This is a genomic window from Streptomyces sp. NPDC058671 (assembly GCF_042716475.1).
GTDB lineage: Bacteria > Actinomycetota > Actinomycetes > Streptomycetales > Streptomycetaceae > Streptomyces.
Genome location: NZ_JBHXSA010000013.1, coordinates 56921 through 83045 on the forward strand (window position 1 = coordinate 56921; position 26125 = coordinate 83045).

The following is a 26125-nucleotide window of genomic DNA, read 5'->3' on the forward strand; positions in this document are numbered from 1 at the left end:
GCGCGTAGCCGTCGGCAGGCTAGAAGGGCCGGTTCCCTCCGGGGGACCGGCCCTTTGCCGTGCGCCGGGCTCCGTCCCCGCGTGCTCCCCACGGGGATACGGCGAAGGGCCCGGCGCCCCCAGGGGTGCCGGGCCCTTCGTGTGGTGCCTACGCCTTGCGGAGGCGGAACGTCAGGCCCAGGACGTCGTCCGTGAAGGGGGCGCCGTACGTGGTGTCCGCCTCGCCCTCCGCGTGATCCGTCGCCAGGACCTCGTCCGCGATCAGCTCCGCGTGAGCCGTCAGGGCCTCCGTCGTCTCCGGGGAGTCGGCCTGCCAGCGCAGGGCGATCCGGTCGGACACGTCCAGGCCGCTGTTCTTGCGGGCCTCCTGGATCAGGCGGATCGCGTCACGGGCGAGGCCGGCGCGGCGCAGCTCCGGGGTGATCTCCAGGTCCAGCGCGACCGTCGCGCCCGCGTCGGAGGCGACCGACCAGCCTTCCCGCGGGGTCTCCGTGATGATGACCTCCTCGGGGGTGACGGTGATCGTCTCGCCGTTCACCTCCAGGGTCGCCTCGCCGGAGCGCAGGGCCAGGGAGAGCGCCGCCGCGTCGGCCGCCGCGACCGCCTTGGCGACGTCCTGGACGCCCTTGCCGAACCGCTTGCCGAGGGAGCGGAAGTTCGCCTTCGCCGTCGTGTCGACGAGCGAGCCGCCCACCTCCGAAAGGGACGCCAGGGAGCTGACGTTCAGCTCCTCGGTGATCTGGGCCTGGAGGTCGGGGGAGAGGGCGGTGAAGCCCGTCGCCGCGACCAGGGCCCGGGAGAGGGGCTGGCGGGTCTTCACGCCCGACTCGGCCCGCGTCGCCCGGCCCAGCTCGACCAGGCGCCGGACCAGGAGCATCTGCTCCGAGAGCGTCTTGTCGATCCGGGCCGTGTCCGCCTCGGGCCAGGTGGCCAGGTGCACGGACTCCGGGGCCTCGGGCGTCACGGGCACCACCAGGTCCTGCCAGACCCGCTCGGTGATGAACGGGGTCAGCGGGGCCATCAGGCGGGTGACCGTCTCGACGACGTCGTGGAGGGTGCGCAGGGCCGCCTTGTCGCCCTGCCAGAAGCGGCGGCGGGAGCGGCGCACGTACCAGTTGGACAGGTCGTCGACGAAGGACGAGATCAGCTTGCCGGTGCGCTGGGTGTCGTACGACTCCATCGCCTCGGTGACGTCGGCCACCAGGGTGTGGAGCTCCGACAGCAGCCAGCGGTCGAGGACCGGGCGGTCGGCCGGGGCCGGGTCCGCGGCGCTCGGGGCCCAACCCGCGGTCCGCGCGTACAGGGCCTGGAAGGCGACGGTGTTCCAGTACGTCAGGAGGGTCTTGCGGACGACCTCCTGGATGGTGCCGTGGCCGACCCGGCGCGCCGCCCACGGCGAGCCGCCGGCCGCCATGAACCAGCGGACGGCGTCGGCGCCGTGCTGGTCCATCAGCGGGATGGGCTGGAGGATGTTCCCCAGGTGCTTGGACATCTTGCGGCCGTCCTCGGCGAGGATGTGGCCGAGGCAGACCACGTTCTCGTACGAGGACTTGTCGAAGACGAGGGTGCCGACCGCCATGAGGGTGTAGAACCACCCGCGGGTCTGGTCGATCGCCTCGGAGATGAACTGCGCCGGGTACCTGGACTCGAACAGTTCCTTGTTCTCGTACGGGTAGCCGTACTGCGCGAACGGCATGGAGCCCGAGTCGTACCAGGCGTCGATGACCTCCGGCACGCGCGTGGCCGTCTTCGAGCAGCTCGGGCACGGGAAGGTGACCGCGTCGATGTAGGGGCGGTGCGGGTCGAGCTCCGACTGGTCGGTGCCGGTCAGTTCGGTCAGTTCGGCGCGCGAGCCCACGCACGTCAGGTGGCCGTCCTCGCAGCGCCAGATCGGCAGCGGGGTGCCCCAGTAGCGGTTGCGGGAGAGCGCCCAGTCGACGTTGTTGGTGAGCCAGTCGCCGAAGCGGCCGTGCTTGACCGAGTCGGGGAACCAGTTCGTCTTCTCGTTCTCGGCGAGCAGGCGGTCCTTGACCGCGGTCGTCCGGATGTACCAGGACGGCTGCGCGTAGTACAGGAGGGCCGTGTGGCAGCGCCAGCAGTGCGGGTAGCTGTGCTCGTACGCGATGTGCCGGAAGAGCAGCCCGCGCGCGTCCAGGTCGGCGGTGAGCGCCTCGTCGGCCTTCTTGAAGAAGACGCCGCCGACCAGCGGCACGTCCTCCTCGAAGGTGCCGTCGGGGCGGACCGGGTTCACGACCGGCAGGCCGTACGCCTTGCAGACCTTCAGGTCGTCCTCACCGAAGGCGGGGGACTGGTGGACCAGCCCCGTACCGTCCTCGGTCGTGACGTACTCGGCGTTGACGACGTAGTGCGCCGGGGCGTCGAAGGGGACCAGCTCGAAGGGGCGCTGGTAGGTCCAGCGCTCCATCTCCGCGCCGGTGAAGGACTCGCCCGTGGTGACCCAGCCCTCGCCGAGCGCCTTCTCGAGCAGCGGCTGCGCGACGACGACCCGCTCGTCGCCGTCGGTGGCGACGACGTAGGTGACCTCGGGGTGGGCGGCGACCGCCGTGTTGGACACCAGGGTCCACGGGGTCGTCGTCCAGACGAGGAGCGCCGCCTTCCCGGCCAGCGGGCCGGAGGTCAGGGGGAAGCGGACGTAGACGGAGGGGTCGACGACCGTCTCGTAGCCCTGGGCCAGCTCGTGGTCGGAGAGGCCGGTGCCGCAGCGGGGGCACCAGGGGGCGACCCGGTGGTCCTGGACGAGGAGGTCCTTGTCGAAGATCTGCTTCAGCGACCACCACACCGACTCGATGTACGAGGGGTCCATGGTCCGGTACGCGTCGTCGAGGTCGACCCAGTAACCCATGCGGGTCGTCAGCTCGGCGAACGCGTCGGTGTGCCGGGTCACCGACTCGCGGCACTTGTCGTTGAACTCGGCGATGCCGTACGCCTCGATGTCCTTCTTGCCGGAGAAGCCGAGCTCCTTCTCGACGGCGAGCTCGACCGGCAGGCCGTGGCAGTCCCAGCCGGCCTTGCGGGCCACGTGGTAGCCGCGCATGGTCCGGAAGCGGGGGAACACGTCCTTGAAGACGCGGGCCTCGATGTGGTGCGCGCCGGGCATGCCGTTGGCGGTCGGAGGTCCCTCGTAGAACACCCACTCGGGGCGTCCTTCGGACTGCTCGAGGGTCTTGGCGAAGATCTTGTTCTCCTGCCAGAGATCGAGCACGGCGTGCTCCATCGCGGGCAGGTCGACCTGGGCGGGCACCTGGCGGTACTGCGGCGGTGTCATCGAGTTCCTCCGGCGGACTGTCGTCGTTCCGTCCGGAGGGACGAGAGCACTGCTCCCGCGGTACCACCCTCCTTGGCCCGGGGCGGCACGCCCTGAGCCCCCTCATTGGGGTCGCGATGTCGGGTCTAGTCACCGCGCTGTCCTGCGGCTTTCTTCCGACGGCTCCGGGGTGATGCTTCACATCGGGCTCGCCCCCGGGCTCTCACCGTCCCCGGGTCGCTCATGGCTGCGTACGACGCTACTCGTCCCCATCCAAGCCTTTCGCTGTGGCCCAGTGTACGGGGCCGGGTGCGCCGCGGCCGACCGGTTTTCCCGTGACCCGAATGGCCATACGGGTCAGGCGGGACTTGACGTACGGCCATGTGGGGGAGGACCGGGACGGATAACCCGGCGGGGAGCTGGGCACAACGGAGGAAGGCCCGCCCCGGGGAGCGCGGGGGCGGGTGGGAACGGCGGCGAGCCCCGTTGCCGCGGGCCCTGGGCCGATTTATCGTCCCAGCACGATGCGCGAGCAAGATCACAAAATGTGAAGGGGCCGCGACATGGTGGCGAAGAAGACCGCCGCGAAGAAGACCTCGGCCGCCGGTTCCACCGGCGCGGCCGAGGGCGCCAAGGACGTGGCCGGCAAGAAGACGACGGTCACGGAGCCGCCGACGGTCGCGCGGAAGAAGCCCGCCGTGAAGAAGACGGCCGCCCGCAGGACGGACGCCGAGGACACGGACGTCCACGACACGGACGTCCACGACACGGCCGCCGGGAAGAAGACGGCTGCCCCCAGGACAGCCGGGAAGAAGACGGTCGCCAGGAAGACGGCCGCCAAGAAGGCCGTGGCGAAGAAGGCGGCCGCCAAGAAGGCGCCCGCCACGACGCAGACAGGAGCCAGTACGGTGGCAGCGAAGAAGATCGCGGGTGGCGTCACGACCGCCGGGGACGAGACCGCGGTGCCGCCGGCCCGTACCGGCGAGCTCGCGGTGCGGCCGGGCGAGGACCCCTGGACCCCCGACGAGGTCGCCGAGGCGCGCACGGTGCTCCAGACGGAGGTGGTGAGACTCCGCAGCGAGCTCGCGCACTCCCAGGAGGAGCTCACCGGCCTCATGCGGGACTCCGGCGACGGAGCCGGGGACGACCAGGCCGACACCGGCACCAAGAACATCACCCGGGAGCACGAGCTGGCCCTGGCCGCCAACGCCCGGGAGATGCTGGAGCAGACCGAGCACGCCCTGGAGCGCCTCGACGCCGGCACGTACGGCCTCTGCGAGGTGTGCGGGAAGCCGATCGGCAAGGCCCGGATGCAGGCCTTCCCGCGGGCCACGCTCTGCGTCGAGGACAAGCAGCGCCAGGAGCGGCGCGGCTGACGCTCTCGGCTGCCGGTCTCGCACGCCTGTGCCGTACCCTCGGTGCACGGTCAGGCATCGAGGTCGAGGGACTCACTCACGTGGCAGAGGCGGAGCGCATCATCGGTACGCCGGATTCAGCAGGAGCCGACGATTCGGCCGCCTCCGACGAGACGGCGGCCGCCGACGGATCGGCCACGCCCGACGGGTCGGCCGCTCCCGAGGAGCGGCCCAGAGGCAGGCGCAGGATCCTCGCGCTCTTCGTGGTGGCGGTCGTGGCCTACCTGCTCGACCTCGGCAGCAAGATGCTGGTGGTCGCCAAGCTGGAGGGCCGCGAGCCGATCCGGGTGATCGGCGACGTGCTGCGCTTCGACGCCATCCGGAACCCGGGTGCCGCGTTCGGCATGGGCGAGGCCTTCACCGTCATCTTCACCTGCATCGCGGCCGCCGTGATCGTCGTGATCATCCGGCTCGCGCGCAAGCTGTACAGCCTGCCCTGGGCGATCGCGCTCGGCCTGCTCCTCGGTGGCGCGCTGGGCAACCTCACGGACCGGATCTTCCGCTCGCCCGGCGTGTTCGAGGGCGCGGTCGTCGACTTCATCGCCCCCGCGCACTTCGCCGTCTTCAACCTCGCCGACTCCGCGATCGTCTGCGGCGGCATCCTCATCGTGATCCTCTCGTTCCGGGGTCTGGACCCGGACGGGACCGTCCACAAGGACTGATCCGGACGGAGTGCTCCCCGCACAAGGCATACTCGACGGGTGAGTACGAGTCCCGAGATCCGCACACTGCCCGTTCCCGATGGCCTGGAGGGCGAGCGCGTCGACGCCGCCATCGCCCGAATGTTCGGGTTCTCCCGTACGAAGGCGGCCGAGCTGGCCGCCTCCGGGAAGGTCCAGGTCGACGGCTCCGTCGTCGGCAAGTCCGAGCGGGTCAGCGGAGGCGCGTGGCTCGAGGTCGAGATGCCGGGCGTCGCCGCGCCCGTGCAGATCGTCGCCGAGCCTGTCGAGGGCATGGAGATCGTCCATGACGACGACGACATCGTCGTGATCATGAAGCCGATCGGTGTGGCCGCGCACCCCAGCCCCGGCTGGACCGGCACCACGGTCATCGGCGGTCTCGCCGCCGCCGGCTACCGCATCTCCACCTCCGGCGCCGCCGAGCGCCAGGGCATCGTGCACCGCCTCGACGTCGGCACCTCCGGTCTGATGGTGGTCGCCAAGTCGGAGTACGCGTACACCTCGCTCAAGCGCCAGTTCAAGGAGCGCACGGTCGACAAGCGCTACCACGCGCTCGTGCAGGGGCACCCCGACCCGATGAGCGGCACCATCGACGCGCCCATCGGCCGGCACCCGAACCACGACTACAAGTGGGCGGTCACCGCCGAGGGCAAGCCCTCGGTCACCCACTACGACCTCATCGAGGCGTACCGCTCGGCCTCGCTGCTCGACATCAAGCTGGAGACGGGCCGCACCCACCAGATCCGGGTGCACATGTCCGCCCACCGCCACCCCTGCGTCGGCGACCTCACCTACGGCGCCGACCCGACGCTGGGCAAGCGCCTCGGCCTGACCCGGCAGTGGCTGCACGCCGTCCGCCTGGGCTTCGAGCACCCCGGTGACGGCTCGTGGGTCGAGTTCGCCAGCACCTATCCCGAGGACCTGCAGAAGGCCCTCGACCGGATCGCGTCGGAGAGCCGGTGAGCACCGCGTACACCGTCCGCGAGGCGCTCGGTGCCGAGGACCGGGAGGCCTGCTTCTCGGTGCGCCGTGAGGTCTTCGTCGAGGAGCAGGGCGTGCCGCGGGAGCTGGAGTACGACGCGTACGACGCCACCGCGGTGCATGTGCTCGCGCGGCGCGAGGACGGGTCGCCGCTGGGCACCGGACGTCTGCTGTTCGGGGCGGACGCGCTCGGGAAGACCGGTGGCGACGCCTCGGTCGGCTCGCTGGGCCGGCTGGCGGTCGCCAAGGCGGCCCGCGGCCTCGGCGTCGGCGCGGCGCTCGTGGGGGCCGTCGAGGACGTGGCGCGCGAGCGGGGCCTGACCGCCGTCGACCTGCACGCGCAGACGCACGCGCTCGGCTTCTACGAGCGGCTCGGCTACGAGGCGTACGGCCCCGAGTTCCCGGACGCCGGCATGCCGCACCGGGCGATGCGCAAGGCCCTGTAGGCGGAGCCGTATCGGGCCGCCCCCTCCTGCCGATGCTCCGGCGGGGGGCAATGGCGGCTAAAAGGGGCATACATGGCAGGGTGGGGCCGTGGATCAATTGGCCCTGTTGTTCTTGCTGCTGCTCGGCGCGCTGCTCACCGTCCCCCTCGGTGAACGGCTCGGACTGCCCGCGCCCGTCCTGATGACCCTCATCGGGATCGTGCTGGCCTTCCTGCCCTTCGTGCCGAACGTCGAGATCCCGCCGGAGCTCATCCTCCCGCTGGTGCTGCCGCCCCTGCTGTACGCCTCCGTGCAGCGCACCTCATGGCGCCAGTTCGCGGCGAACAGACGGCCCATCTTCCTGCTCGCGGTCGCCCTCGTCTTCGTCACCACGGCCGCCGTCGGCGCGGTCGCGAACGCGCTCGTGCCCGGCCTTCCGCTGGCCGCCGCGATCGCGCTCGGCGCCCTCGTCGCGCCGCCCGACCCGGTCGCGGCGACCGCCGTGGCCGGCTCGCTGGGGCTGCCGCGCCGTCTCGTGTCGATCCTGGAGGGCGAGGGCCTCTTCAACGACGTCACCGCGATCGTGCTCTACCACGTGGCGATCGGCGCCGTCGTCAGCGGTTCCTTCTCCTGGCCCGAGGCGGTCGGCGCGCTCGTGCTCTCCGCCGTGGTCGCCATGGTCGTCGGCCTGGGGCTCGGCTGGCTCACCCACAAGCTGATCGGGCTCCTGGGGGACGCCACCCTCCAGACCGGCCTGACCCTCCTCGTGCCCTTCGTGAGCTACGTCCTCGCCGAGGAGCTGCACGGTTCCGGCGTCCTCGCCGTCCTGGTCACCGCCCTCTTCCTGGCCGAGCACGCGACCGACGCCGACGACGTCATGGGCCGCCTCGCCGGACAGACCTTCTGGCAGATCGTCGACACCCTCGTCACCGGTATCGCCTTCGGCCTCATCGGTCTCGAACTCGTCCATGTCTTCGGGGTGGCGGACGGGCACGGCCTGGAGATGCTCGGCTGGGGCGCCGCCGTCGTCGCGGTGGTCGTCGGGGTCCGGCTGCTCTGGCTGCTTCCGGCCACCTGGCTCGCGAAGCGGCTGCACACGCGCCGGGACGTCGACGAGGAGATCCCGACGAGCTGGCGGGAGACCATCGTCATGTGGTGGGCGGGGATGCGCGGGGTGGCCTCGGTGGCCCTCGCGCTCGCCATCCCGCTCCGTACCGACGACGGCTCGCCCTTCCCCGGCCGCGACGAGATCGTCTTCATCGCCTTCTGTGTGATCATCGCCACCCTCGTCGTCCAGGGGCTCACCCTGCCCTGGCTGGTCAGACGGCTCGGCGTGCGGGCCGACGCGGACGCCGAACGCGCGCTCGAACGGGACCTCGCGATCAGGGCCGCGAAGGCCGCCAAGCGCAGGCTCAAGGAGATCGAGGAGGTCGAGGAGCTGCCCGAGGAGGTCCAGGAGCGGCTGCTGCGCGGGGCGTACGACATCGGGGCCCGGATCAGCCCGGACATGATCGACGAGGAGCGCAGGGCCGCGTTCGTCGAGCGGACGAAACGGTTCAAGGCGGTGCAGCGGATCCAGCGGGAGCTGATGTCGGCCGCCCGGCACGAGGTCCTCGCGGCGCGCAGCGAACCGGGCGCCGATCCGGAGGTGGTGGACCGGGTGCTGCGGCAACTGGACGTCCGCAGCATGCGGTGACGGCGGGCCCCCCACCTGGCCGCCGGGGGTTTCGGTGACGGTCGGTGGCGGGTGGCAGGATGGCGGGTATGGACATCATGCTTTTCCACTCGGTCCACGGGCTGCGCCCGGCCGTCCAGGCCGCGGCCGACCGGCTGCGGGCCGCCGGGCACCAGGTGTGGGTGCCGGACCTGTTCGACGGCTGGACCACCGACTCGGTGGAGGAGGGCATGGCGAAGCGGGACGGGATCGGCAAGGACGAGCTGCTCAAGCGCGCGATCCTGGCCGCCGCCCCGTACTCGGAGCGGGGTCTGGTCTACGCCGGCTTCTCCTTCGGCGCCTCCGTGGCGCAGACCCTGGCCCTCGGTGACGAGAAGGCGCGCGGGCTGCTGCTGCTCCACGGCACGTCGGACCTCGCGCCGAACGTGTCGGTGGACGAGCTTCCCGTACAGCTGCACGTGGCCGAGCCCGACCCCTTCGAGACGGACGACTGGCTGTCCGCCTGGTACCTCCAGATGCGCAGGGCCGGTGCGGACGTGGAGATCTACCGCTATCGCGGCGCGGGGCACGTGTACACGGACCCGGAGCTGCCGGACTGGGACGCGGAGGCGGCCGAGCGGACCTGGTCGGTGGCGCTGTCCTTCCTGGACAGCCTGTAGGGCCCTCTTCGGACGGCCGTGGTGAACGGGGCGCGGCCCCCGGGGAGTCCCCCCCGGGGGCCGCACCTGTGTCCTGGACGCCTGATCAGGCGCGGTACGCCGTCCAGTACTCGTTCATCCGGGTCACCTGGCCCGAGGTGAACTGGTACATGCACGCGTCGTACGTGTAGTCCATGAAGTTGTGGATCGGGTCCGCGCCGGACTTGGAGGCGCAGGAGTCACGGCCGGTCGGGCACTCGTACGCCGGGCTCTTCTCGGCCGGGGTGTCGGTGACGTAGTCGCCGTTGCCGTTACAGCCGCCCTGGAAGGTGTGGTAGAGGCCCATCCAGTGGCCGACCTCGTGGGTGGCGGTGTCGCCCTCGGCGTAGTTGGCGGCGGAGCCGCCCGGGAGCGAGGCGTCGAGGACGACGACGCCGTCCATGGACGGGTTGGACTGGTACGAGGACGGGAAGGTCGCCCAGCCGAGGAGGCCGCCGCCCAGCTTTGCGGTGTAGAAGTTCAGCGCGCCCGCGCCGCCCTTGCGGAGGGTCTGCTTCATCTGCTTCTCGGCGGTGGAGCCGGAGGTCAGGTTGTACCAGGTGGCGTTGTCCGTGTAGTCGGTGGCGGCGAGGGTGAACTGGAAGTTGCTGTTCACGTTGCCGGTGCCCTGGCCGGCGTAGGCCGAGTTCAGGACCGCCATCTGGTTGTTGATCGCCGTGGCGGAGAGCTTGCCCGTCGTGCCGGAGTGGATGACGTGGAAGTAGACGGGGATGTTCACCACGGCGGCGGCGCCGGTCTCGGCCGAGGCGCTGAGGCGGCTCTCGGCGCGGGCGGCGGACAGCTTCTTCTTGAAGTCGTCGTCCATGGACTTGGCCTGGGCGGCCGTGACCTCGTTGGGCTCACCGGCATGGCCCTCGGCGCCGCGTGCCTTGCGGGCGCCGGAGTGGGAGTCGTGGTCGTCCGCGCACTCCTCGGCGGTGGCGCCGGCCAGGGTGGTGGTGGCGGCGCCGGTGGCTACCGGGGCGGACAGGGGGGCCAGGGCCAGGGTTCCGGCCATGACGGCGGTGCCGAGCATACGACGTGACATACGCGGCGATATACGGACAAGAGCACGCACGGTGACTCCTCGCGGGGGGTGGTGGGAGGAACTTCCTCGCCACTGCGGGGAGATTACGCGTCCATGTCAGAGGCTGTTGAGCAGTGATCAGGCCCAATCATCCAGGGGGCAATTCGGGTCATCGGGAAGGAAATCTTGTGCGTGTCCCGGAGTTTGAGATGTCGACGTAACAGCCGGGGCGACAGAGGCGGGTGGTGTGTCCGGATTCGATCTCCGAAACCAGCCACCCGCCGTAGCGGTGTGATCTTCTGTTAACAGAAGGGATCATGGCTGAAAATCGACCATGAAGGACCGCCGGTCACACCTCAGCGCACCGGCTGGTACACCCGCTCGACACGCTGCGTTCCGCTCAGCGTCCGGTAGGAGCGCTCCCAGGCCGTCGTCGCCGCCGGATCCGTCTTGTCGGAGACCGTGTAGTAGTCCATCTGCGAACGTTCGGCCGTCACGTCGAGCACGCCGTAGCCGTGGTGGTCCATGTCCACCCACTTCACATGCCGGTTGGCGGCCTTCACGGCGCCGGCGGCCACCACCGAGAGCGTCCCCGGGGCCACGTGCAGCAGGTCGTCGAGGTTGTCCGAGGTGACCGAGGTGACGACGAACTCGGTCGCCGCCGACGCCGAGAAGGGATACGTCGCCGCCTTCACCGGTACGTCGTTGGCCCAGGCCATGTGGATGTCACCGGTCAGGAACACCGTGTTGCGGATGCCGCGCGAGGTCAGGTGCGCGAGCAGCTCCTTGCGGTCGTCCGTGTACCCGTCCCACTGGTCGACGTTGACCGCGAGCCCTTCCTTCGGCAGGCCCATCAACTCGGCCAGCGGCTCCAGGAGGTGGGCGGGCAGGGAGCCGAAGGCCACCGGCGAGATCATCACCGAGGTGCCGACGAGCTGCCAGGCCGCGTCCGAGCCGGCGAGCCCCGACTTGAGCCAGTCCAGCTGGGCGCGGCCCGTGATGCTCCGCTCCGGGTCGTCGACCGTGCCGCTGCCCGCCTTCGCCGGGGTGGAGCGGAAGGAGCGCAGGTCGAGCAGGTGCAGATCGGCCAGCCTGCCGAAGCGGATACGGCGGAAGACCGTGCCCTCCGTGGAGGTGCGGACCGGCATCCACTCGAAGTACGCCTGCTTGGCGGCGGCCACCCGGGCCGCCCAGTCGCCCTCGGCGCCGGGGGTGTGGTTCTCGGCCCCGCCCGTCCAGGCGTCGTTGGCGAACTCGTGGTCGTCCCAGATGGCGATCACCGGGTGGGCCGCGTGCAGCGCCTGGAGGTCCGGGTCCGTCTTGTAGTGGCCGTGCCGGGCGCGGTAGTCGGCGAGCGAGACGATCTCGTGGCGCGGCTCGTGCCGGCGGACGGTGTACTTCGCCTCCGGGTAGGTGCCGCTGCCGTACTCGTACAGGTAGTCGCCGAGGTGGAGGACCGCGTCCAGGTCGGGGCGGGCCGCGAGGTGGCCGTACGCGGAGAAGTGGCCGGCCTCCCAGTTCGCGCAGGAGGCCACACCGAAGCGGACGCCGGGCACGGCGGCGTCGACGGCGGGCGCGGTGCGGGTGCGGGCGGCGGGGGAGACGGCGGAGTCCGCGGTGAAGCGGAACCAGTAGGTGGTGGCCGGGCGCAGGCCGCGGACGTCCGCCTTCACCGTGTGGTCGGTGGCGGCGCTCGCCGTGGTCGTGCCGGAGGCCGCGATCCGGGTGAAGGCCCGGTCCTCGGCGAGCTCCCAGCCGACCTGGACGTCGGCGCCGAGGCCCGAGCCGGGCACGGCTTCGGGGGTGGGGGTGACGCGCGTCCAGAGGAGGACGCCGTCGGGCAGCGGGTCGCCGGAGGCGACGCCGTGGAGGAACGCGGTGGCCCCGGAGGCCGCCTGGGCCTGGGCGGCCGCGCCGAGGAGGGCGGGCGCGGCGACGGCGGTGACGGCGGCGGCCTTGACGACCGTGCGCCGACTGGGGGCTGAGGATATGAAACGACTGGTCACGGGCAGTCAGATTACTGGCGAGTATGCCCGACTGGCAGGCGATATCCGGAAGTTCGCCGGCTGGTCGCCCACCGGTCGCGCCCCCGGCGGCGGGCGGGCGTCTTCGGGGGCCGCTCACCTGACGGTCCCGCGAGCCCGGACGGGGACGACGCCCGGCGCGCACCCCCGCATGCTGTCCTTCGCTCCCCGATCCGACCGCGGGGGAGGGCCGGGGAGCGAAGGAGACCGTTCCGGTCAGCCCTTGAGGGCCGCGTCGATCGCCGTGGTGAACTCGTCCGCCGTCATCGGCGGGTTGTCGCCGCCGGCCACCGTCACCGGCTTGCCGTCCATCTTCAGGGTCGGCGTGCCCGTCACCCCGCTGTCGTCGAAGGCCTTCGACATCTTCATCGCCCAGGCGTCGAAGGTGCCGTCCTCGACGTTCTTCCTGAAGGCGGCGTTGCCCTTGAGGGCCGGGACGGAGTCCGCCACCTCGATGAGGTAGGAGTCCTTGGCGAACTTGTCGTCGTTCTCCTCCGGGTGGAACTTCGACGAGTACAGCGCCGCCTTGTACGTCAGGAAGGCCTCGGGGCTCACGTCCAGGGCCGCGCCGAGCGCCGAGAGGGCGTTCTTCGAGCCCTCTCCCGTGGCGGCGTCGTCGATGAAGGTGGCACCCACGTACTTGATCTTGTACTTGCCCGCCGCCACGTCCTTCTCGACCGTGGCGCCCACGGACTGCTCGAAGGTCGCGCAGACCGGGCAGCGCGAGTCCTCGTACAGCTCCAGGGTCTTCTTCGCGGACTCCTTGCCGATGACGACGTTCGTGCCGTTCGTGCCCGAGGTGTTCTTCGGGGCCGTCACGGTCGAGGCCTTCGCCGCCGACTCCCACCGGGAGGGCTTGTTCGACTGCACCACGGCGTAGCCGATGCCGCCGGCGGCGGCGAGCACGGCCACCGCCGAGACGCCGACGACGAGCTGCCGGCGCGCCCGGTCCTTCTTCGCCTGGCGCTCGCGCTCGACGCGCAGCCGCTCGCGGGCGGCAGCCTTGTTGGCCTGGGTGTTGCGTGCACTCATGATCGTGGTCTCCGTGAGGTGAGGAAGAAGGGACTGCGTGCCGGGAGCCTGCGCCGCTCAGACGAGAGCGAAGGCCGGGCACGGCGGTCCCCGCCGCCCCACGGAGTGCGTGAGGAGCCGGGTGCGGGAGGGCCGGGGCCGCCCCACGGGCCGTCCGGCGCGCCGCGGCGCCGGACCACCGGTACGGACGAGGGCCGCCACGAGCAGCAGCGGCCGGAACGCGAGGGCCGCCACCGCGCCGAGCAGCCGGGCAAGGGCCCGCTCCCCGCCGCGCAGCCAGACCGCGGCCGAGAGGCCCACGCCCACGTGCGCCAGGAGCAGCAGCCACGGCAGCGCCGGGTCGGGGGAGTCGAGCAGGGCGGCGGCCGTCCCGCTCTCGGGAGCAGCCACGCCCGGCAGCGGGGAGCCCACGGCGCCGCCGCAGAACACCTCCACGCCCACCGTGCGCAGGGAACCGGCGACCGGGCCGCCCGCGGCGCCGTAACAGAGCGCCTGCCCGCTGGTGAAGAGCGTGTCGGCCGCCAGCTGCAGCGGGACCAGGAGCCCGGCGATGGGGCCGAGCCCGCGCTCGCGGCCGGCCAGCGCGTACGCCACGGCGAAGACCCCGACCGCGACCGGCACGACCGTGCCGAGCGGCAGCGGCACGCGCGAGAGCAGCACGTGGGACGCCACGGACAGCGTCACGACCACCGCCGTGAAGAACGCCGCCCGCAGCGCCCTCAGCTGCGTCCCTGCCATGTCCATCGTCGTGGAGTGTGCCATGCCGGGCCGTAAGGGGTCCTTAAGGGGAAGCTGTGGGAAGCCCCACCGGCCCCACGGCGGCCGGAAGGCGGCCCCTCACAGGCCCGGGATCCGGCCGTTGCGGAAGAGGTCCACGAAGATCTGGTGGTCGGCCCGCGCCCGCGCCCCGTAGTCGTGCGCGAAGTCCACGAGGAGCTCCGCGAACCCCTCCTCGTCGGCGGCGATCGCCGCGTCGATGGCCCGCTCCGTCGAGAACGGGACCAGGGAGTGACCGCTGGACTCGTCCGCCGCCGCGTGCATCGTGGCCGTCGCCCGGCCGAGGTCCGCCACGGTCGCGGCGATCTCGTCCAGGTCGTCGATGTCCGACCAGTCCAGGTCCACGGCGTACGGCGAGACCTCGGCGACGAGCTGCCCGGAGCCGTCGAGTTCGGTCCAGCCGAGCCAGGGGTCGGCGTGCGCCTGGAGCGCCCGCTGCGAGATCACGGTGCGGTGCCCCTCGTGCTGGAAGTACTCCCGTACCGCCGGGTCCGTCACATGGCGGGAGACCGCCGGGGTCTGCGCCTGCTTCAGATAGATCACGACGTCGTTCTCCAGGGCGTCGCTGTTCCCCTCCAGGAGGATGTTGTACGAGGGGAGGCCGGCCGAGCCGATGCCGATGCCGCGCCGCCCGACGACGTCCTTGACCCGGTACGAGTCGGGGCGGGCCAGGCTGGACTCCGGCAGGGTCTCCAGATAGCCGTCGAAGGCGGCGAGGACCCTGTACCGGCCGGCCGCGTCCAGATCGATCGCGCCGCCGCCCCCGGAGAAGCGGCGCTCGAAGTCCCGGATCTCCGTCATCGAGTCGAGCAGCCCGAACCGGGTGAGGGAACGGGCGGTGCGCAGCGCGTCGAGCAGCGCGCCCTCGGCCGTGTCCAGGGTGAACGGCGGCAGCTCGTCGTTCCTCGCGCCGGTCGCGAGGGCGTGGATCCGCTCCCGGTAGGACGCCGCGAAGATGCGGACCAGGTGGGTGATCTGCTCGTCGGCGAGCGCCTTCGCGTACCCGATGAGCGCCAGGGAGGCCGCGAGCCGCTTGAGGTCCCAGGTGAAGGGGCCCACGTACGCCTCGTCGAAGTCGTTGACGTTGAAGATCAGCCGCCCGTTGGCGTCCATGTAGGTGCCGAAGTTCTCGGCGTGCAGGTCGCCGTGGATCCAGACCCGGCCGGTGCGCTCGTCCAGGTAGGGGCCGCCGTGGGCCTCCCGCTCCAGGTCGGAGTAGAAGAGGCAGGCGGTGCCCCGGTAGAAGGCGAAGGCGGACCCGGCCATCTTCCGGAACTTGACGCGGAAGGCCGCCGGGTCGGCGGCGAGGAGCTCGCCGAAGGCGGTGTCGAAGACAGCGAGGATGTGCTCACCGCGCTCGGCTGCGGTGGGCTGCGGGACCGACATGCGAGGTGCCTCCTGGTACCGGACGTGCTGACAGGCCGTTCATGACAAAAGGGACAGGTGTTCCCCCGTCTCCCCACGCGCGACCCTAGTCCCGAGTGCCCCTCGACTGTCATCGGCCCGACGTAGACTTCCACGGTCCCCCCAGCCACCCCTGTGACCGCTACGGAGACCTTCCGCCGTGACCAAGCCGCCCTTCACGCACCTCCACGTCCACACCCAGTACTCGCTGCTGGACGGTGCCGCGCGGCTCAAGGACATGTTCGAGGCGTGCAACGAGATGGGCATGACCCATATCGCCATGTCGGACCACGGCAACCTGCACGGGGCGTACGACTTCTTCCACTCGGCGAAGAAGGCGGGGGTCACGCCGATCATCGGCATCGAGGCGTACGTCGCCCCCGAGTCCCGGCGCAACAAGCGGAAGATCCAGTGGGGCCAGCCGCACCAGAAGCGGGACGACGTCTCCGGTTCCGGTGGCTACACCCACAAGACGATCTGGGCGGCGAACGACACCGGGCTCCACAACCTCTTCAAGCTGTCCTCCGACGCGTACGCCGAGGGCTGGCTCCAGAAGTGGCCCCGGATGGACAAGGAGACCATCTCGAAGTGGTCGGAGGGGCTCATCGCCTCCACCGGCTGCCCGTCGGGCGAGCTCCAGACCAGGCTCCGCCTCGGCCAGTTCGACGAGGCCCTCAAGTCGGCCTCCGAGTACCAGGACATCTTCGGCAAGGAGCGGTACTTCCTGGAGCTGATGGACCACGGCATCGAGATCGAGCGCCGGGTCCGCGACGGGCTCCTGGAGATCGGCAAGAAGCTCGGCATCCCCCCGCTGGTCACCAACGACTCGCACTACACGTACGCCCACGAGTCGACCGCGCACGACGCCCTGCTCTGCATCCAGACCGGCAAGAACCTCTCCGACCCGGACCGCTTCCGCTTCGACGGCACCGGCTACTACCTCAAGTCCACGGACGAGATGTACGCGATCGACTCCTCGGACGCCTGGCAGGAGGGCTGCCGCAACACCCTCCTGGTCGCCGAGCAGGTCAGCACCGACGGCATGTTCGTCGAGAAGAACCTCATGCCGAAGTTCGACATCCCGGAGGGGTACACCGAGGTCACCTGGTTCCGCGAGGAGACCATGCGGGGCATGCACCGACGGTTCCCGGACGGGATCCCCGAGGACCGCATGAAGCAGGTCGAGTACGAGATGGACACCATCATCTCGATGGGCTTCCCGGGCTACTTCCTCGTCGTCGCCGACTTCATCATGTGGGCGAAGAAGCAGGGCATCGCCGTCGGTCCCGGCCGAGGCTCCGCGGCCGGCTCGATCGTCGCGTACGCCATGGGCATCACCGACCTCGACCCGATCCCGCACGGCCTGATCTTCGAGCGCTTCCTCAACCCCGAGCGCATCTCGATGCCCGATGTCGACATCGACTTCGACGAGCGCCGGCGCGTCGAGGTGATCCGCTACGTGACGGAGAAGTACGGCTCCGACAAGGTCGCCATGATCGGCACGTACGGCAAGATCAAGGCGAAGAACGCGATCAAGGACTCCGCGCGCGTCCTCGGCTACCCCTACGCCATGGGCGACCGGCTCACCAAGGCCATGCCCGCCGACGTCCTCGGCAAGGGCATCGACCTCAACGGCATCACCGACCCCTCGCACCCGCGCTACAGCGAGGCCGGCGAGATCCGCGCGATGTACGAGAACGAGCCGGACGTCAAGAAGGTCATCGACACCGCCCGGGGCGTCGAGGGCCTGGTCCGCCAGATGGGCGTCCACGCGGCCGGCGTGATCATGTCCAGCGAGCCGATCGTCGACCACGCGCCGATCTGGGTCCGGCACACCGACGGCGTCACCATCACGCAGTGGGACTACCCGCAGTGCGAGTCGCTCGGCCTGCTCAAGATGGACTTCCTGGGCCTGCGCAACCTCACCATCATGGACGACGCCGTCAAGATGGTGAAGGCCAACAAGGGCATCGACCTCGACCTGCTCGCCCTGCCGCTCGACGACCCGAAGACCTTCGAACTGCTCCAGCGCGGTGACACCCTCGGCGTCTTCCAGTTCGACGGCGGGCCCATGCGCTCGCTGCTCCGGCTGATGAAGCCCGACAACTTCGAAGACATCTCCGCCGTGTCCGCCCTGTACCGGCCGGGCCCGATGGGCATGAACTCGCACACCAACTACGCCCTGCGCAAGAACGGCCAGCAGGAGATCACCCCGATCCACCCCGAGCTGGAGAAGCCGCTCGAAGAGGTGCTCGCGGTCACCTACGGCCTGATCGTGTACCAGGAGCAGGTGCAGAAGGCCGCCCAGATCATCGCCGGCTACTCGCTCGGCGAGGCCGACATCCTCCGCCGCGTGATGGGCAAGAAGAAGCCCGAGGAACTGGCGAAGAACTTCGTCATCTTCGAGGCCGGAGCGAAGAGCAAGGGCTTCAGCGACGAGGCGATCAAGGCGCTGTGGGACGTCCTCGTCCCCTTCGCCGGCTACGCCTTCAACAAGGCCCACTCGGCCGCGTACGGCCTGGTCTCCTACTGGACCGCCTACCTCAAGGCCAACCATCCCGCCGAGTACATGGCGGGACTGCTCACCTCCGTCAAGGACGACAAGGACAAGTCCGCGGTCTACCTCAACGAGTGCCGCCGCATGGGCATCAAGGTGCTGCCGCCCAACGTGAACGAGTCCGAGTCGAACTTCGCCGCCCAGGGCGACGACGTGATCCTCTTCGGCCTCTCCGCCGTCCGCAACGTCGGCACCAACGTCGTCGAGTCGATCATCAAGTCGCGCAAGGCGAAGGGGAAGTTCTCCTCCTTCCCGGACTTCCTCGACAAGGTCGAGGCCGTCGTCTGCAACAAGCGGACCGTCGAGTCGCTGATCAAGGCCGGCGCCTTCGACGAGATGGGCCACACCCGCAAGGGCCTGGTCGCCCACCACGAACCGATGATCGACAACGTGGTGGCGGTCAAGCGCAAGGAGGCCGAGGGACAGTTCGACCTCTTCGGCGGCATGGGCGACGCGGCGACCGACGAGCCCGGCTTCGGCCTCGACGTCGAGTTCTCCGACGTCGAGTGGGAGAAGTCGTACCTGCTCGCCCAGGAGCGCGAGATGCTCGGTCTGTACGTCTCCGACCACCCGCTCTTCGGCATCGAGCACGTCCTGTCCGACAAGACGGACGCGGCGATCTCCCAGCTCACCGGCGGCGAGCACTCCGACGGCGCGGTCGTCACCATCGGCGGCATCATCTCCGGCCTCCAGCGCAAGATGACCAAGCAGGGCAACGCCTGGGCGATCGCCACCGTCGAGGACCTGGCCGGCTCCATCGAGTGCATGTTCTTCCCGGCCACGTACCAGCTGGTCTCCACCCAGCTCGTCGAGGACACGGTCGTCTTCGTCAAGGGACGGCTCGACAAGCGCGAGGACGTGCCCCGTCTCGTCGCGATGGAGCTGATGGTCCCCGACCTGTCGAACGCCGGGACCAACGCGCCGGTGATCCTCACCATCCCCACCGTCAAGGTGACCCCGCCCATGGTCACCCGGCTCGGCGAGATCCTCGGTCACCACAAGGGCAACACCGAGGTGCGGATCAAGCTCCAGGGCCCCCGGAAGACGACGGTGCTCCGCCTCGACCGGCACCGGGTGCAGCCCGACCCGGCGCTCTTCGGCGACCTGAAGGTCCTGCTCGGCCCGTCCTGCCTGGCCGGTTAGGGCTCAGGGCCTCTCCCCGCACGCGCAAGGGGCGCGCCCGTCGTCACGGGCGCGCCCCTTTGCCGTCGGTCCAGCCGCCGGCCGGTCCTGCCGTCGGTTCGCTCCGGCTGAGCGTCAGTTGTGGCCGAAGCGCTTCTGACGTCCCTTGCGCGCCATGTCACCCGGGGTGACCTGGCTGGAGCGCTGGTCGGCCTGGGACTCCATCGACGACTGCTTCGCCTGCTGGGTGCCACGCTCGGCCTGCGACGGCTGCTTCTGATCGCGGTTCTGACTGCGGTTCTTGGCCATGGGGATGCCTCCTCAAAGGGTCCTGGGTGCCAGGGCCGCTGTCAGACTCACATACCGCGCGAACCGTCGCATGTTGGATCATTACGGAGCGTAAGGCGCCCGGGAAGTGACATCCGCCACGCCGATGATCCAGTTCCGACTGTCGAGCCCCCGGCCTTCGGGCAGACTCGAAGGAAATCCGAAGCAACTCCGATCCCGAGGTTCCCGAAAGAGGGTGGAACACGTGGACCGCTGCGTCGTCCTGGTGGACGCCGGCTATCTGCTGGGCGCCGCCGCCAGTCTCCTCGCCGGGGAACCGTCCCGCTCCAGGATCACCGTCGACCACGCCGGGCTCATCCAGCAGCTGCGCCAGCGCGCCGAGGCCGAGACCGCGCTGCCCCTCCTGCGGATCTACTGGTTCGACGGCGCACCCGACCGGGTGCCCCAGCCCGAGCACCGCAGGCTGCGGGTGATGCCCCGGGTCACCGTCCGGCTCGGCGCCCTGACCCGGAGCGAAGGACGCTGGGCCCAGAAGGGCGTCGACGCGGCCATGCACACCGAGCTGACCGAGCTCGCCAGGAACAGGGCCTGCTCCGACATCGTGCTCGTCACCGGCGACGGCGACCTGCTGCCCGGACTGATGTCCGCCAAGGAGCACGGCGTCGCCGTCCACCTCTGGGCCGTCCAGGCCGCCGACGGCGACTACAACCAGTCCGAGGACCTGGTCGCGGAGGCCGACGAACGCCGGGTCCTCGACCGGGCCTGGATCACCCGGGCCGTCCGCGCCAAGGACCTCACCGGCATCTGCGCGCCCCCGCCCGCCCCGCGACCCGAGATCGCCGCCATCCTCTCCGCGCCCCTGCCGGAAGCCGCCCTCGCCGCCTCCGCCGGACGGGCCGCCGAAGCGTCGGCCGACACCGGGACCACCGGGGAGACCTCCACGGACCACGGCGGTAACGGGCACGTCCGCCACGGCGACGGTCACGCGCACGGCGACGGCCACGACAGCGGTCACGTCCGCGACGACGGGCACGGCCACGGACCGGGCGCCCCCGCCCCGGCCGGGGGCAGGGGCGTCCCCACCCCCAAGGACCTCGCGGGACTGCGCGCCCCCGGCACCGCCGCCGCCACCGCGTCGCAGGCCGCGAGCGCGCTCCGCTGGTCCTCCGACCGGGGCTGGGTCGAGCGCCCCGCCCCCGCGCTCGGCGAACCCGCGGAGACCGCCTCCCTGCCCACCCTCGCCACCCTCACCAGCGCCGAGCAGCGCTGGGCGGACCGCGAGGAGGACATCACCACCGTCGGCGGCGACCCCTTCGAGGTCGGACAGGTGTTCGCCCGCCGGTGGATGGAACGGCTCCCCGAGCAGAGTCACGTCCAGAAGCTCTCCACCCTCTACCCCCGCATCCCGCACCGCATCGACGGCGAACTCCTCCGCTACGCCGCCCGATTCGGCCTGCTGGCCCACAAGGACGACCAGATCGACGAGCACGACCGGTACGCGATCCGGGCGGGATTCTGGCGCGAGATCGACGTCCGGGCCGCCGCCGAACCCGCCCCCGCGCCCGGAGCCGGCCCGGCGACCCCGTAGGCTCTTCCCACGTGAGTACGGTGTGCGCGGTGCGGGATCTGGTCAAGACGTACCCCGCCACGCGCGGCAGGCGCGGTGCGCCCGCGACACCCGAGGTGCGGGCCACCGACGGGATCAGCCTCGACGTGCGCGGCGGCGAGATCTTCGGCCTGCTCGGCCCCAACGGAGCCGGCAAGTCCACGCTCGTCCGCCAGCTCACCGGCCTCATGCGCCCCGACTCCGGCACCGTCGCGCTCCTCGGCCACGACCTGGTGCGCCACCCCGAGCGGGCCGCCCGCCTCCTCGCGTACCTCGGCCAGGAGTCCACCGCCCTCGACGAGCTGACCGTCGCCCTCGCCGCCGAGACCACCGGACGGCTGCGCGGCCTCACCGCCCACGACGCACGCGTCGAGAGCGACGCCGTCCTGGCGGAGCTCGGCCTCGGGGAGCTCGCCTCCCGGCCCCTCCGCAAGCTCTCCGGCGGACAGCGCAGGCTCGCCTGCTTCGCCACCGCGCTCGTCGGCCGGCGCCCCGTCCTCGTCCTCGACGAGCCGACCACCGGCATGGACCCCGTCGCCCGCCGCGCCGTCTGGGCGGCCGTCGACCGGCGGCGCGCCGAGCACGGCACCACCGTGCTGCTCGTCACCCACAACGTCATCGAGGCGGAGACCGTGCTCGACCGGGTCGCCGTCCTCGAACACGGCAAGGTCATCGCCTGCGACACCCCCGCCGGGCTCAAGGAACGCGTCGCCGGCGAGATCCGCGTCGAGCTGGTGTGGCGCGAGTCGGCCCCCCTCCACCTGCCCGAGGTCGCCGCGCTGCGCGGACTCGCGCAGGAGAGCGGGAGGCGCTGGATCCTCCGGCTCGCCCCCGACGCGGCCCGCGCGGCCGTCGCCACCGTCACCGGCGGCGCCGCCTTCGCCGCACTCGACGACTTCACCCTGGCCACGCCCAGCCTGGAGGACGTGTACCTGGCCCTCGGCGGCGCGACGGAGGGGTTGGTGAAGGCGTGACACGCGCCCTGCGCCGGGCAGTGGCCTTCGGCGTGCACTCTGGGGCGCCCCGGGCAGTGGCCTTCGGCGTGCGGCCTGTGGCGCGCCGGACCATGGCCTCCGGCGTGCACTCTGGGGCGCGCCGGTCCCCGGGTTTCGGTGTGTGCCCGATGGCGCGCCCGTCCGTGGACTCCGGCATGCGCCCTGCGGCGCGCCCGTCCGTGGCCCTCGGCGCGCGCCCCTCCGTGTCCCGCGCCCCCCGTGGCCTCCGCGTTCCGTACGTGACCGTCAGGAGCTGTACGCAGTGAGCACCGTGCCCGCCGAGGTCCTGCCGACCGGCGCGCCTTCCGTCCGGGGCCGCGACGACGAGGGCGCCGTGGCGCCCCTCGCCCCGCGCGCCCGGCTGCTGCCGGCCATGGCCGCCGTCTACCGGGCGCAGCTCTCCCGCGCCCGGGTCGCCCGCATCCCGCTCCTCTTCGTCGCCACCTTCCAGTCCGTCGGGATCATGGTCCTGATGCGCGGGGTCGTCGACGGCGGCTCCGAGGCACGCGCCGTCGTGGCCGGCTCCACCGTCCTCGTCGTCGCCTTCGTCGCGCTCAACCTCCTCGCCCAGTACTTCGGGCAGCTGCGGGCCGGCGGCGGACTCGACCACTACGCCACCCTGCCCGTGCCGCCCGCCGCCGTCGTGCTCGGCGCCGCCGGGGCGTACGCCTCCTTCACCGTGCCCGGGACCGCCGTCACCGCCGTCGCCGGATCCGTGCTCTTCGGGCTGCCGCTCGGCAACCTGTGGATCCTCGCCGCCGTCGTCCCGCTCGCCGGAGCGGCGCTCGCCGGGCTCGGTGCCGCCCTCGGACTCCTCGCCCCCCGGCAGGAGCTGGCCACCCTCCTCGGCCAGCTCGGCATGTCGGCGGCCCTGCTCCTCGGCGTCCTCCCGGCCGAGCGGCTCCCGGGGCCCATCGGCTGGGCGCGTGACCTGCTGCCGTCGACGTACGGCGTGGAGGCCCTGGCCCGCACCTTCGAGCCGCACCCCGACTGGGCGGCCGTCGCCCTGGACCTCGCCGTGTGCGCGACGGTCGGCGTGGTCTCCCTCGCGGTCGCCACCTGGGCGTACCGGCGGGCCGCCGTCCGCTGAGGCGGGACACAGGCGCACCTGGCACGATGGCGGGGTGACCGCACCTCTGACTCCGCCTCACCAGCCCCAGCCGCACGACCCCGACCTGCCGCCGCCGCCCCCGCCGGTGCTCGGCCCGGCCGGGGACCCGATCACGGCGGCCGAGGTCGTGCAGGGCGTCCTGGTGACCCTCGTCTCGGCGGTCGCGGGGGCGCTGCTCGGAGTGCTGTGGCTGAACCTGGCCCCGCGCGTCCTGCTCATCTCGGACGGCAAGGGGGTCTACCTCCGCAACTCCGAGGGGGAGGCGGCGATCGGCTCGGACGGCACGTTCGTGCTTCTGGCCCTCGCCTTCGGGGCGGTCGCCGCGCTCGTCGTCTTCCTGCTGCGCCGCAAGGGCGGGGTTCCGCTGGTCCTCGGTCTGGCGCTCGGCGGCCTGCTGGGCTCGCTGCTCGCCTGGGGCCTGGGGACGTACTTCGGCCCGATGCGGAACGTGGTCGCCCACGCCAAGGCGGTCGGCCCCGGCGTCACCTTCGAGGCGCCGCTCGAACTGAACCTGGCGGCCGCCGCGATGCTGGCCTGGCCGCTCGCCGCGATGATCGTGTACCTGGCGCTCACGGCCCTCTTCGGGCCGCGCGACCCGGAGCCGGAGCCGTGGGACCGGCCCGGGGCGTACTGAGCGTCCCCGAGGTCCGGGGCCGCGCGGACCTCCGTCAGGCGCGGCCGATCGGGGCCACGACCGCCGAGGTGAGAGCGGCCAGGTCCGTGGGGGAGAGCTCCACCTCGAGGCCGCGGCGGCCCGCGGAGACGCAGATGGACGCGTGGTCGCGGGCCGAGGCGTCGAGGACCGTACGGAGCCGTTTGCGCTGGCCGAGGGGTGAGATGCCGCCCCGGACGTAGCCCGTGGCGCGCTCCGCGGCCGCCGGGTCCGCCATCGACGCCCGCTTCCCGCCGACGGCCGAGGCCAGCGCCTTCAGATCGAGCTGGCCCGCCACCGGGACCACAGCGACCGTCAGCTCGCCGTCGACGTCCGCGACCAACGTCTTGAAGACCCGGTCGGGGGACACCCCGAGGGCCTCCGCGGCCTCCTCGCCGTACGAGGCGGAGGCCGGGTCGTGCTCGTAGGCGTGCACGGTGAACGGGGTGCCGGCCGCCGTCAGGGCCACCGTCGCCGGGGTGCCCCCGCCGCTGGTCTTCTGCTTCTTCGCCACGCGCTCGCTCTTCCTCGGCTCGGCCGGCCCCGGTCCGGATCGGTCCGGGCCGGACCCGATCAGTTCGGGTACGTCGGGGTCTGCGTCAGGTCCACCGCCGGCAGCGACGGAAGGTGCCGCAGCACCGCCGTCTCCGCGCGGAGCAGCGTCAGCTCCTCGCGCAGTCGGGTAGCGGTGTCCGGGGCCTGGAGCAGCCGCTGCTTCGACGGGGTGTCCAGCACCGCGGCCGCCGCGACCAGGTACGACACCACCGAGGGGTCGTCCGGCAGCTCGCTCGTCGTCAGCGAACGCTCCCGCGCCCCCGCGAGGCGCTTCTGGTAGCTCCGGAAGGCCCGCAGCACCCCTTCGGCGAGTGCGGGGGCCTCCTCGCCCTGCTCCTCGGGGATCTCCCCGACCTCGGCGACCAGGAACGGCCCGCTCGCGTCGACCGAGAGGAGCTTCACCCGGGTCGTCCCGGTCGCCATCACCTCGAAGCTGCCGTCCGAGCGCTCCCGGATCGACGCCGCGTCGGCGACGCAGCCGACCCGGTGGAAGGCCTGGACGGGATCGGAGCCGAAGCCGGCCGCCGGGCCCTTCTCCGGCAGCGCCGTCTGGTCCGGCAGGCCGGGAGCGGTCGGCGCGACCTCGCGGCCGTCGCGGATGGCGACGACGGCGAAGCGGCGCGGCTCCGAGTCGTCGATCGTGAGCAGCTCACGCATCATGGCGCGATAACGCTCCTCGAAGACGTTCAGCGGCAGCACGAGGCCAGGGAACAGCACCGCGTTGAGCGGGAAGAGAGGCAGGCGAGCGGTGGTCACAGCGGCCAAGCCTAATGGCCGCCGGGCCCGCCCCGTCCGGCCCGTCCATGTCCGGTGTCCCACAGCGGCGTCCGGCGGGCCAGCTCCACGCCGACCCGGTCCCGCGCGGCGAGGAAACGGCGCAGTGGATCCTCCCGTACGGCGCCCCGCCCCGCGCCGGTCGCCACCCCCCAGGGGAACGAGGTCGCGTGGACCCCGATCCGGCCGAACTCCACCCGAGCCTCCTCCCACCGCGCCCGCTCCACCAGCACGTACGCGAGCAGGTTGCGGACCTCCGCGGGCCACGGGTCGCCCGTGGGGAAGGCCGCCGACAGGGCCAGGGCGCGGTCCGCCGCCCGGTCGATCCGCCGTTCCGGCACGGACGGGTCCCGGTGCGACGGCACCCGGAGCCGGTCGTGGGCGGCGCGGACCGGCAGCGCCCGTACGAGAGAGTCCGGGGCGGCGTCGTCGGCCGCCTGCTCGGCGAAGTCGAAGGCGGCGCGGTGCGAGCCGTACCACTGCGCGGAGAGGTACTTGAGCGCCGCGACATGGCAGCCGTAATGGTGCGGGGAGCGGCGCACGGCCTGCTCCCAGAGCGTCTCGAAGACGGTGTGCCCGGCGTGCGCCCCGCGCGCGTGGTCCAGGGCGAGCCGCCACGGCACCGGATCGTGCGGAGCCGTCTCGGCGACCGCGGTGATCAGCGGGCCGAGCTCGCGCAGCCGCTCGGCCCGCGCGGGGGACTCCCAGGCCCTGCGGACGGCGAGCTGCGCCGTGACGAGCAGGGCGTCGGGGTCCCCGGGCGCCACGGAGAGCCAGTGGGTCAGCCAGTCGCCCCTGCTGTACGCGAAGGTGGCGAGCCGGATGACATACCGGTCGCGGTCCTCCCACTCGCCCGCGTCCCGGGTGGTGGCGAGCAGCTTCGCGGCGGGCTCCGGATCGGCCAGGGCGGCGGCGACGAGGGCGGGGGCGAGCCGCTCGTCCGGGGCGTCGAGCAGCACGTCGTCGTCCGGGACGAACCCGGCGGCGAGCCGCGGGGCGTGCCGGGCCGAGCGGACGGCGCCGATCAGGGCACGGAGCAAGGACATGGTGCGACGTATTCTCTCCCGGCTCCTCGGGCCGCGG

General features: G+C 71.8%; 21 protein-coding genes. 11 read left to right on the forward strand and 10 right to left on the reverse strand.

What is annotated here, in order from left to right:
• Positions 1-148: 148 nt before the first annotated feature.
• A complete protein-coding gene (gene ileS / locus ACFWV2_RS17995) occupies positions 149-3286 on the reverse strand; it encodes an isoleucine--tRNA ligase (protein ID WP_360783102.1) in 3138 nt (1045 codons plus the stop codon).
• 542 nt (positions 3287-3828) lie between these two features.
• On the opposite strand from ileS, the gene ACFWV2_RS18000 reads away from it, so the two are divergent.
• The 6 genes from ACFWV2_RS18000 to ACFWV2_RS18025 all read left to right on the forward strand — a co-directional run bounded on the left by ACFWV2_RS18000 (position 3829) and on the right by ACFWV2_RS18025 (position 9100).
• Positions 3829-4641, forward strand: a complete 813-nt coding sequence (locus tag ACFWV2_RS18000) for a TraR/DksA family transcriptional regulator (RefSeq protein ID WP_384405997.1) — start codon at positions 3829-3831, stop codon at positions 4639-4641.
• An 80-nt stretch (positions 4642-4721) separates the two neighbouring features.
• Entirely contained in the window at positions 4722-5342 is a 621-nt protein-coding gene (gene lspA, locus ACFWV2_RS18005; RefSeq protein ID WP_384405998.1) for a signal peptidase II, read from the forward strand.
• A gap of 39 nt (positions 5343-5381) precedes the next feature.
• The gene (locus ACFWV2_RS18010; RefSeq protein WP_360783094.1) at positions 5382-6323 is read left to right on the forward strand and encodes an RluA family pseudouridine synthase; all 942 of its coding nucleotides are present in this window, start codon (positions 5382-5384) and stop codon (positions 6321-6323) included.
• Positions 6320-6787 (forward strand): GNAT family N-acetyltransferase, encoded by a 468-nt coding sequence (locus tag ACFWV2_RS18015; protein WP_384405999.1) that lies wholly within the window; start codon positions 6320-6322, stop codon positions 6785-6787. The genes ACFWV2_RS18010 and ACFWV2_RS18015 overlap by 4 nt, the downstream gene beginning before the upstream one ends.
• 88 nt (positions 6788-6875) lie before the next feature.
• A complete protein-coding gene (locus tag ACFWV2_RS18020; RefSeq protein WP_384406000.1) occupies positions 6876-8462 on the forward strand; it encodes a Na+/H+ antiporter in 1587 nt (528 codons plus the stop codon).
• Positions 8463-8530: 68 nt separating this feature from the next.
• On the forward strand, positions 8531-9100 hold the full coding sequence (locus ACFWV2_RS18025) for a dienelactone hydrolase family protein (RefSeq protein ID WP_360783087.1): 570 nt from the start codon (positions 8531-8533) through the stop codon (positions 9098-9100).
• Positions 9101-9185: 85 nt separating this feature from the next.
• Here ACFWV2_RS18025 and ACFWV2_RS18030 read toward each other — a convergent pair whose 3' ends face one another.
• From ACFWV2_RS18030 to ACFWV2_RS18050, 5 genes are all read right to left on the reverse strand, one after another.
• Positions 9186-10166 carry a zinc metalloprotease gene (locus tag ACFWV2_RS18030; RefSeq protein WP_384406001.1) on the reverse strand — a complete coding sequence of 327 codons (981 nt, stop codon included), beginning with the start codon at positions 10164-10166 and terminating at the stop codon, positions 9186-9188.
• Positions 10167-10501: 335 nt separating this feature from the next.
• A complete protein-coding gene (locus ACFWV2_RS18035) occupies positions 10502-12151 on the reverse strand; it encodes an alkaline phosphatase D family protein (protein ID WP_384406002.1) in 1650 nt (549 codons plus the stop codon).
• A gap of 234 nt (positions 12152-12385) precedes the next feature.
• Positions 12386-13201: a DsbA family protein gene (locus ACFWV2_RS18040; RefSeq protein WP_384406003.1), complete on the reverse strand. Its 816-nt coding sequence runs from the start codon at positions 13199-13201 to the stop codon at positions 12386-12388.
• A gap of 57 nt (positions 13202-13258) precedes the next feature.
• Positions 13259-13945, reverse strand: a complete 687-nt coding sequence (locus tag ACFWV2_RS18045) for a hypothetical protein (RefSeq protein ID WP_384406004.1) — start codon at positions 13943-13945, stop codon at positions 13259-13261.
• 93 nt (positions 13946-14038) lie between these two features.
• Entirely contained in the window at positions 14039-15364 is a 1326-nt protein-coding gene (locus ACFWV2_RS18050) for a DUF2252 domain-containing protein (RefSeq protein WP_384406005.1), read from the reverse strand.
• A 178-nt stretch (positions 15365-15542) separates the two neighbouring features.
• Between ACFWV2_RS18050 and dnaE the strand changes: the two genes are divergently transcribed.
• Entirely contained in the window at positions 15543-19082 is a 3540-nt protein-coding gene (gene dnaE / locus ACFWV2_RS18055) for a DNA polymerase III subunit alpha (protein WP_384406006.1), read from the forward strand.
• Positions 19083-19196: 114 nt separating this feature from the next.
• On the opposite strand, the gene ACFWV2_RS18060 is transcribed toward dnaE, so the two are convergent.
• Complete coding sequence (locus tag ACFWV2_RS18060; RefSeq protein WP_384406007.1) at positions 19197-19370, reverse strand: hypothetical protein; 174 nt, start codon at positions 19368-19370, stop codon at positions 19197-19199.
• Between the two features lie 214 nt (positions 19371-19584).
• Here ACFWV2_RS18060 and ACFWV2_RS18065 point away from each other — a divergent pair, with 214 nt between their 5' ends.
• The 4 genes from ACFWV2_RS18065 to ACFWV2_RS18080 all read left to right on the forward strand — a co-directional run bounded on the left by ACFWV2_RS18065 (position 19585) and on the right by ACFWV2_RS18080 (position 23695).
• Positions 19585-20937 (forward strand): NYN domain-containing protein, encoded by a 1353-nt coding sequence (locus ACFWV2_RS18065; RefSeq protein ID WP_384406008.1) that lies wholly within the window; start codon positions 19585-19587, stop codon positions 20935-20937.
• An 11-nt stretch (positions 20938-20948) separates the two neighbouring features.
• Positions 20949-21929 (forward strand): ABC transporter ATP-binding protein, encoded by a 981-nt coding sequence (locus ACFWV2_RS18070; RefSeq protein WP_384406009.1) that lies wholly within the window; start codon positions 20949-20951, stop codon positions 21927-21929.
• Positions 21930-22212: 283 nt separating this feature from the next.
• The gene (locus ACFWV2_RS18075) at positions 22213-23040 is read left to right on the forward strand and encodes an ABC transporter permease (protein WP_384406010.1); all 828 of its coding nucleotides are present in this window, start codon (positions 22213-22215) and stop codon (positions 23038-23040) included.
• Positions 23041-23074: 34 nt separating this feature from the next.
• On the forward strand, positions 23075-23695 hold the full coding sequence (locus ACFWV2_RS18080; protein ID WP_384406011.1) for a DUF2567 domain-containing protein: 621 nt from the start codon (positions 23075-23077) through the stop codon (positions 23693-23695).
• 34 nt (positions 23696-23729) lie between these two features.
• Here the strand turns inward: ACFWV2_RS18080 and ybaK are convergent, their stop codons facing one another.
• From ybaK to ACFWV2_RS18095, 3 genes are read right to left on the reverse strand one after another with little or no spacing between them, the layout of a single operon-like run.
• On the reverse strand, positions 23730-24227 hold the full coding sequence (gene ybaK, locus ACFWV2_RS18085; RefSeq protein ID WP_384406012.1) for a Cys-tRNA(Pro) deacylase: 498 nt from the start codon (positions 24225-24227) through the stop codon (positions 23730-23732).
• A 59-nt stretch (positions 24228-24286) separates the two neighbouring features.
• Positions 24287-25024: an LON peptidase substrate-binding domain-containing protein gene (locus ACFWV2_RS18090; protein ID WP_384406013.1), complete on the reverse strand. Its 738-nt coding sequence runs from the start codon at positions 25022-25024 to the stop codon at positions 24287-24289.
• 11 nt (positions 25025-25035) lie between these two features.
• Entirely contained in the window at positions 25036-26088 is a 1053-nt protein-coding gene (locus ACFWV2_RS18095; protein WP_384406014.1) for a hypothetical protein, read from the reverse strand.
• Positions 26089-26125 lie beyond the last annotated feature (37 nt).

Excerpts from the sequence above, each read along its gene's own strand:
- ileS (WP_360783102.1), bottom strand. The coding sequence starts at position 3,286 with ATGACACCGCCGCAGTACCGCCAGGTGCCCGCCCAGGTCGACCTGCCC.
- ACFWV2_RS18000 (WP_384405997.1), top strand. The coding sequence starts at position 3,829 with ATGGTGGCGAAGAAGACCGCCGCGAAGAAGACCTCGGCCGCCGGTTCC.
- ACFWV2_RS18025 (WP_360783087.1), top strand. The coding sequence starts at position 8,531 with ATGGACATCATGCTTTTCCACTCGGTCCACGGGCTGCGCCCGGCCGTC.
- ACFWV2_RS18030 (WP_384406001.1), bottom strand. The coding sequence starts at position 10,166 with ATGTCACGTCGTATGCTCGGCACCGCCGTCATGGCCGGAACCCTGGCC.
- ACFWV2_RS18040 (WP_384406003.1), bottom strand. The coding sequence starts at position 13,201 with ATGAGTGCACGCAACACCCAGGCCAACAAGGCTGCCGCCCGCGAGCGG.
- ACFWV2_RS18045 (WP_384406004.1), bottom strand. The coding sequence starts at position 13,945 with ATGGACATGGCAGGGACGCAGCTGAGGGCGCTGCGGGCGGCGTTCTTC.
- ACFWV2_RS18050 (WP_384406005.1), bottom strand. The coding sequence starts at position 15,364 with ATGTCGGTCCCGCAGCCCACCGCAGCCGAGCGCGGTGAGCACATCCTC.
- ACFWV2_RS18060 (WP_384406007.1), bottom strand. The coding sequence starts at position 19,370 with ATGGCCAAGAACCGCAGTCAGAACCGCGATCAGAAGCAGCCGTCGCAG.
- ACFWV2_RS18095 (WP_384406014.1), bottom strand. The coding sequence starts at position 26,088 with ATGTCCTTGCTCCGTGCCCTGATCGGCGCCGTCCGCTCGGCCCGGCAC.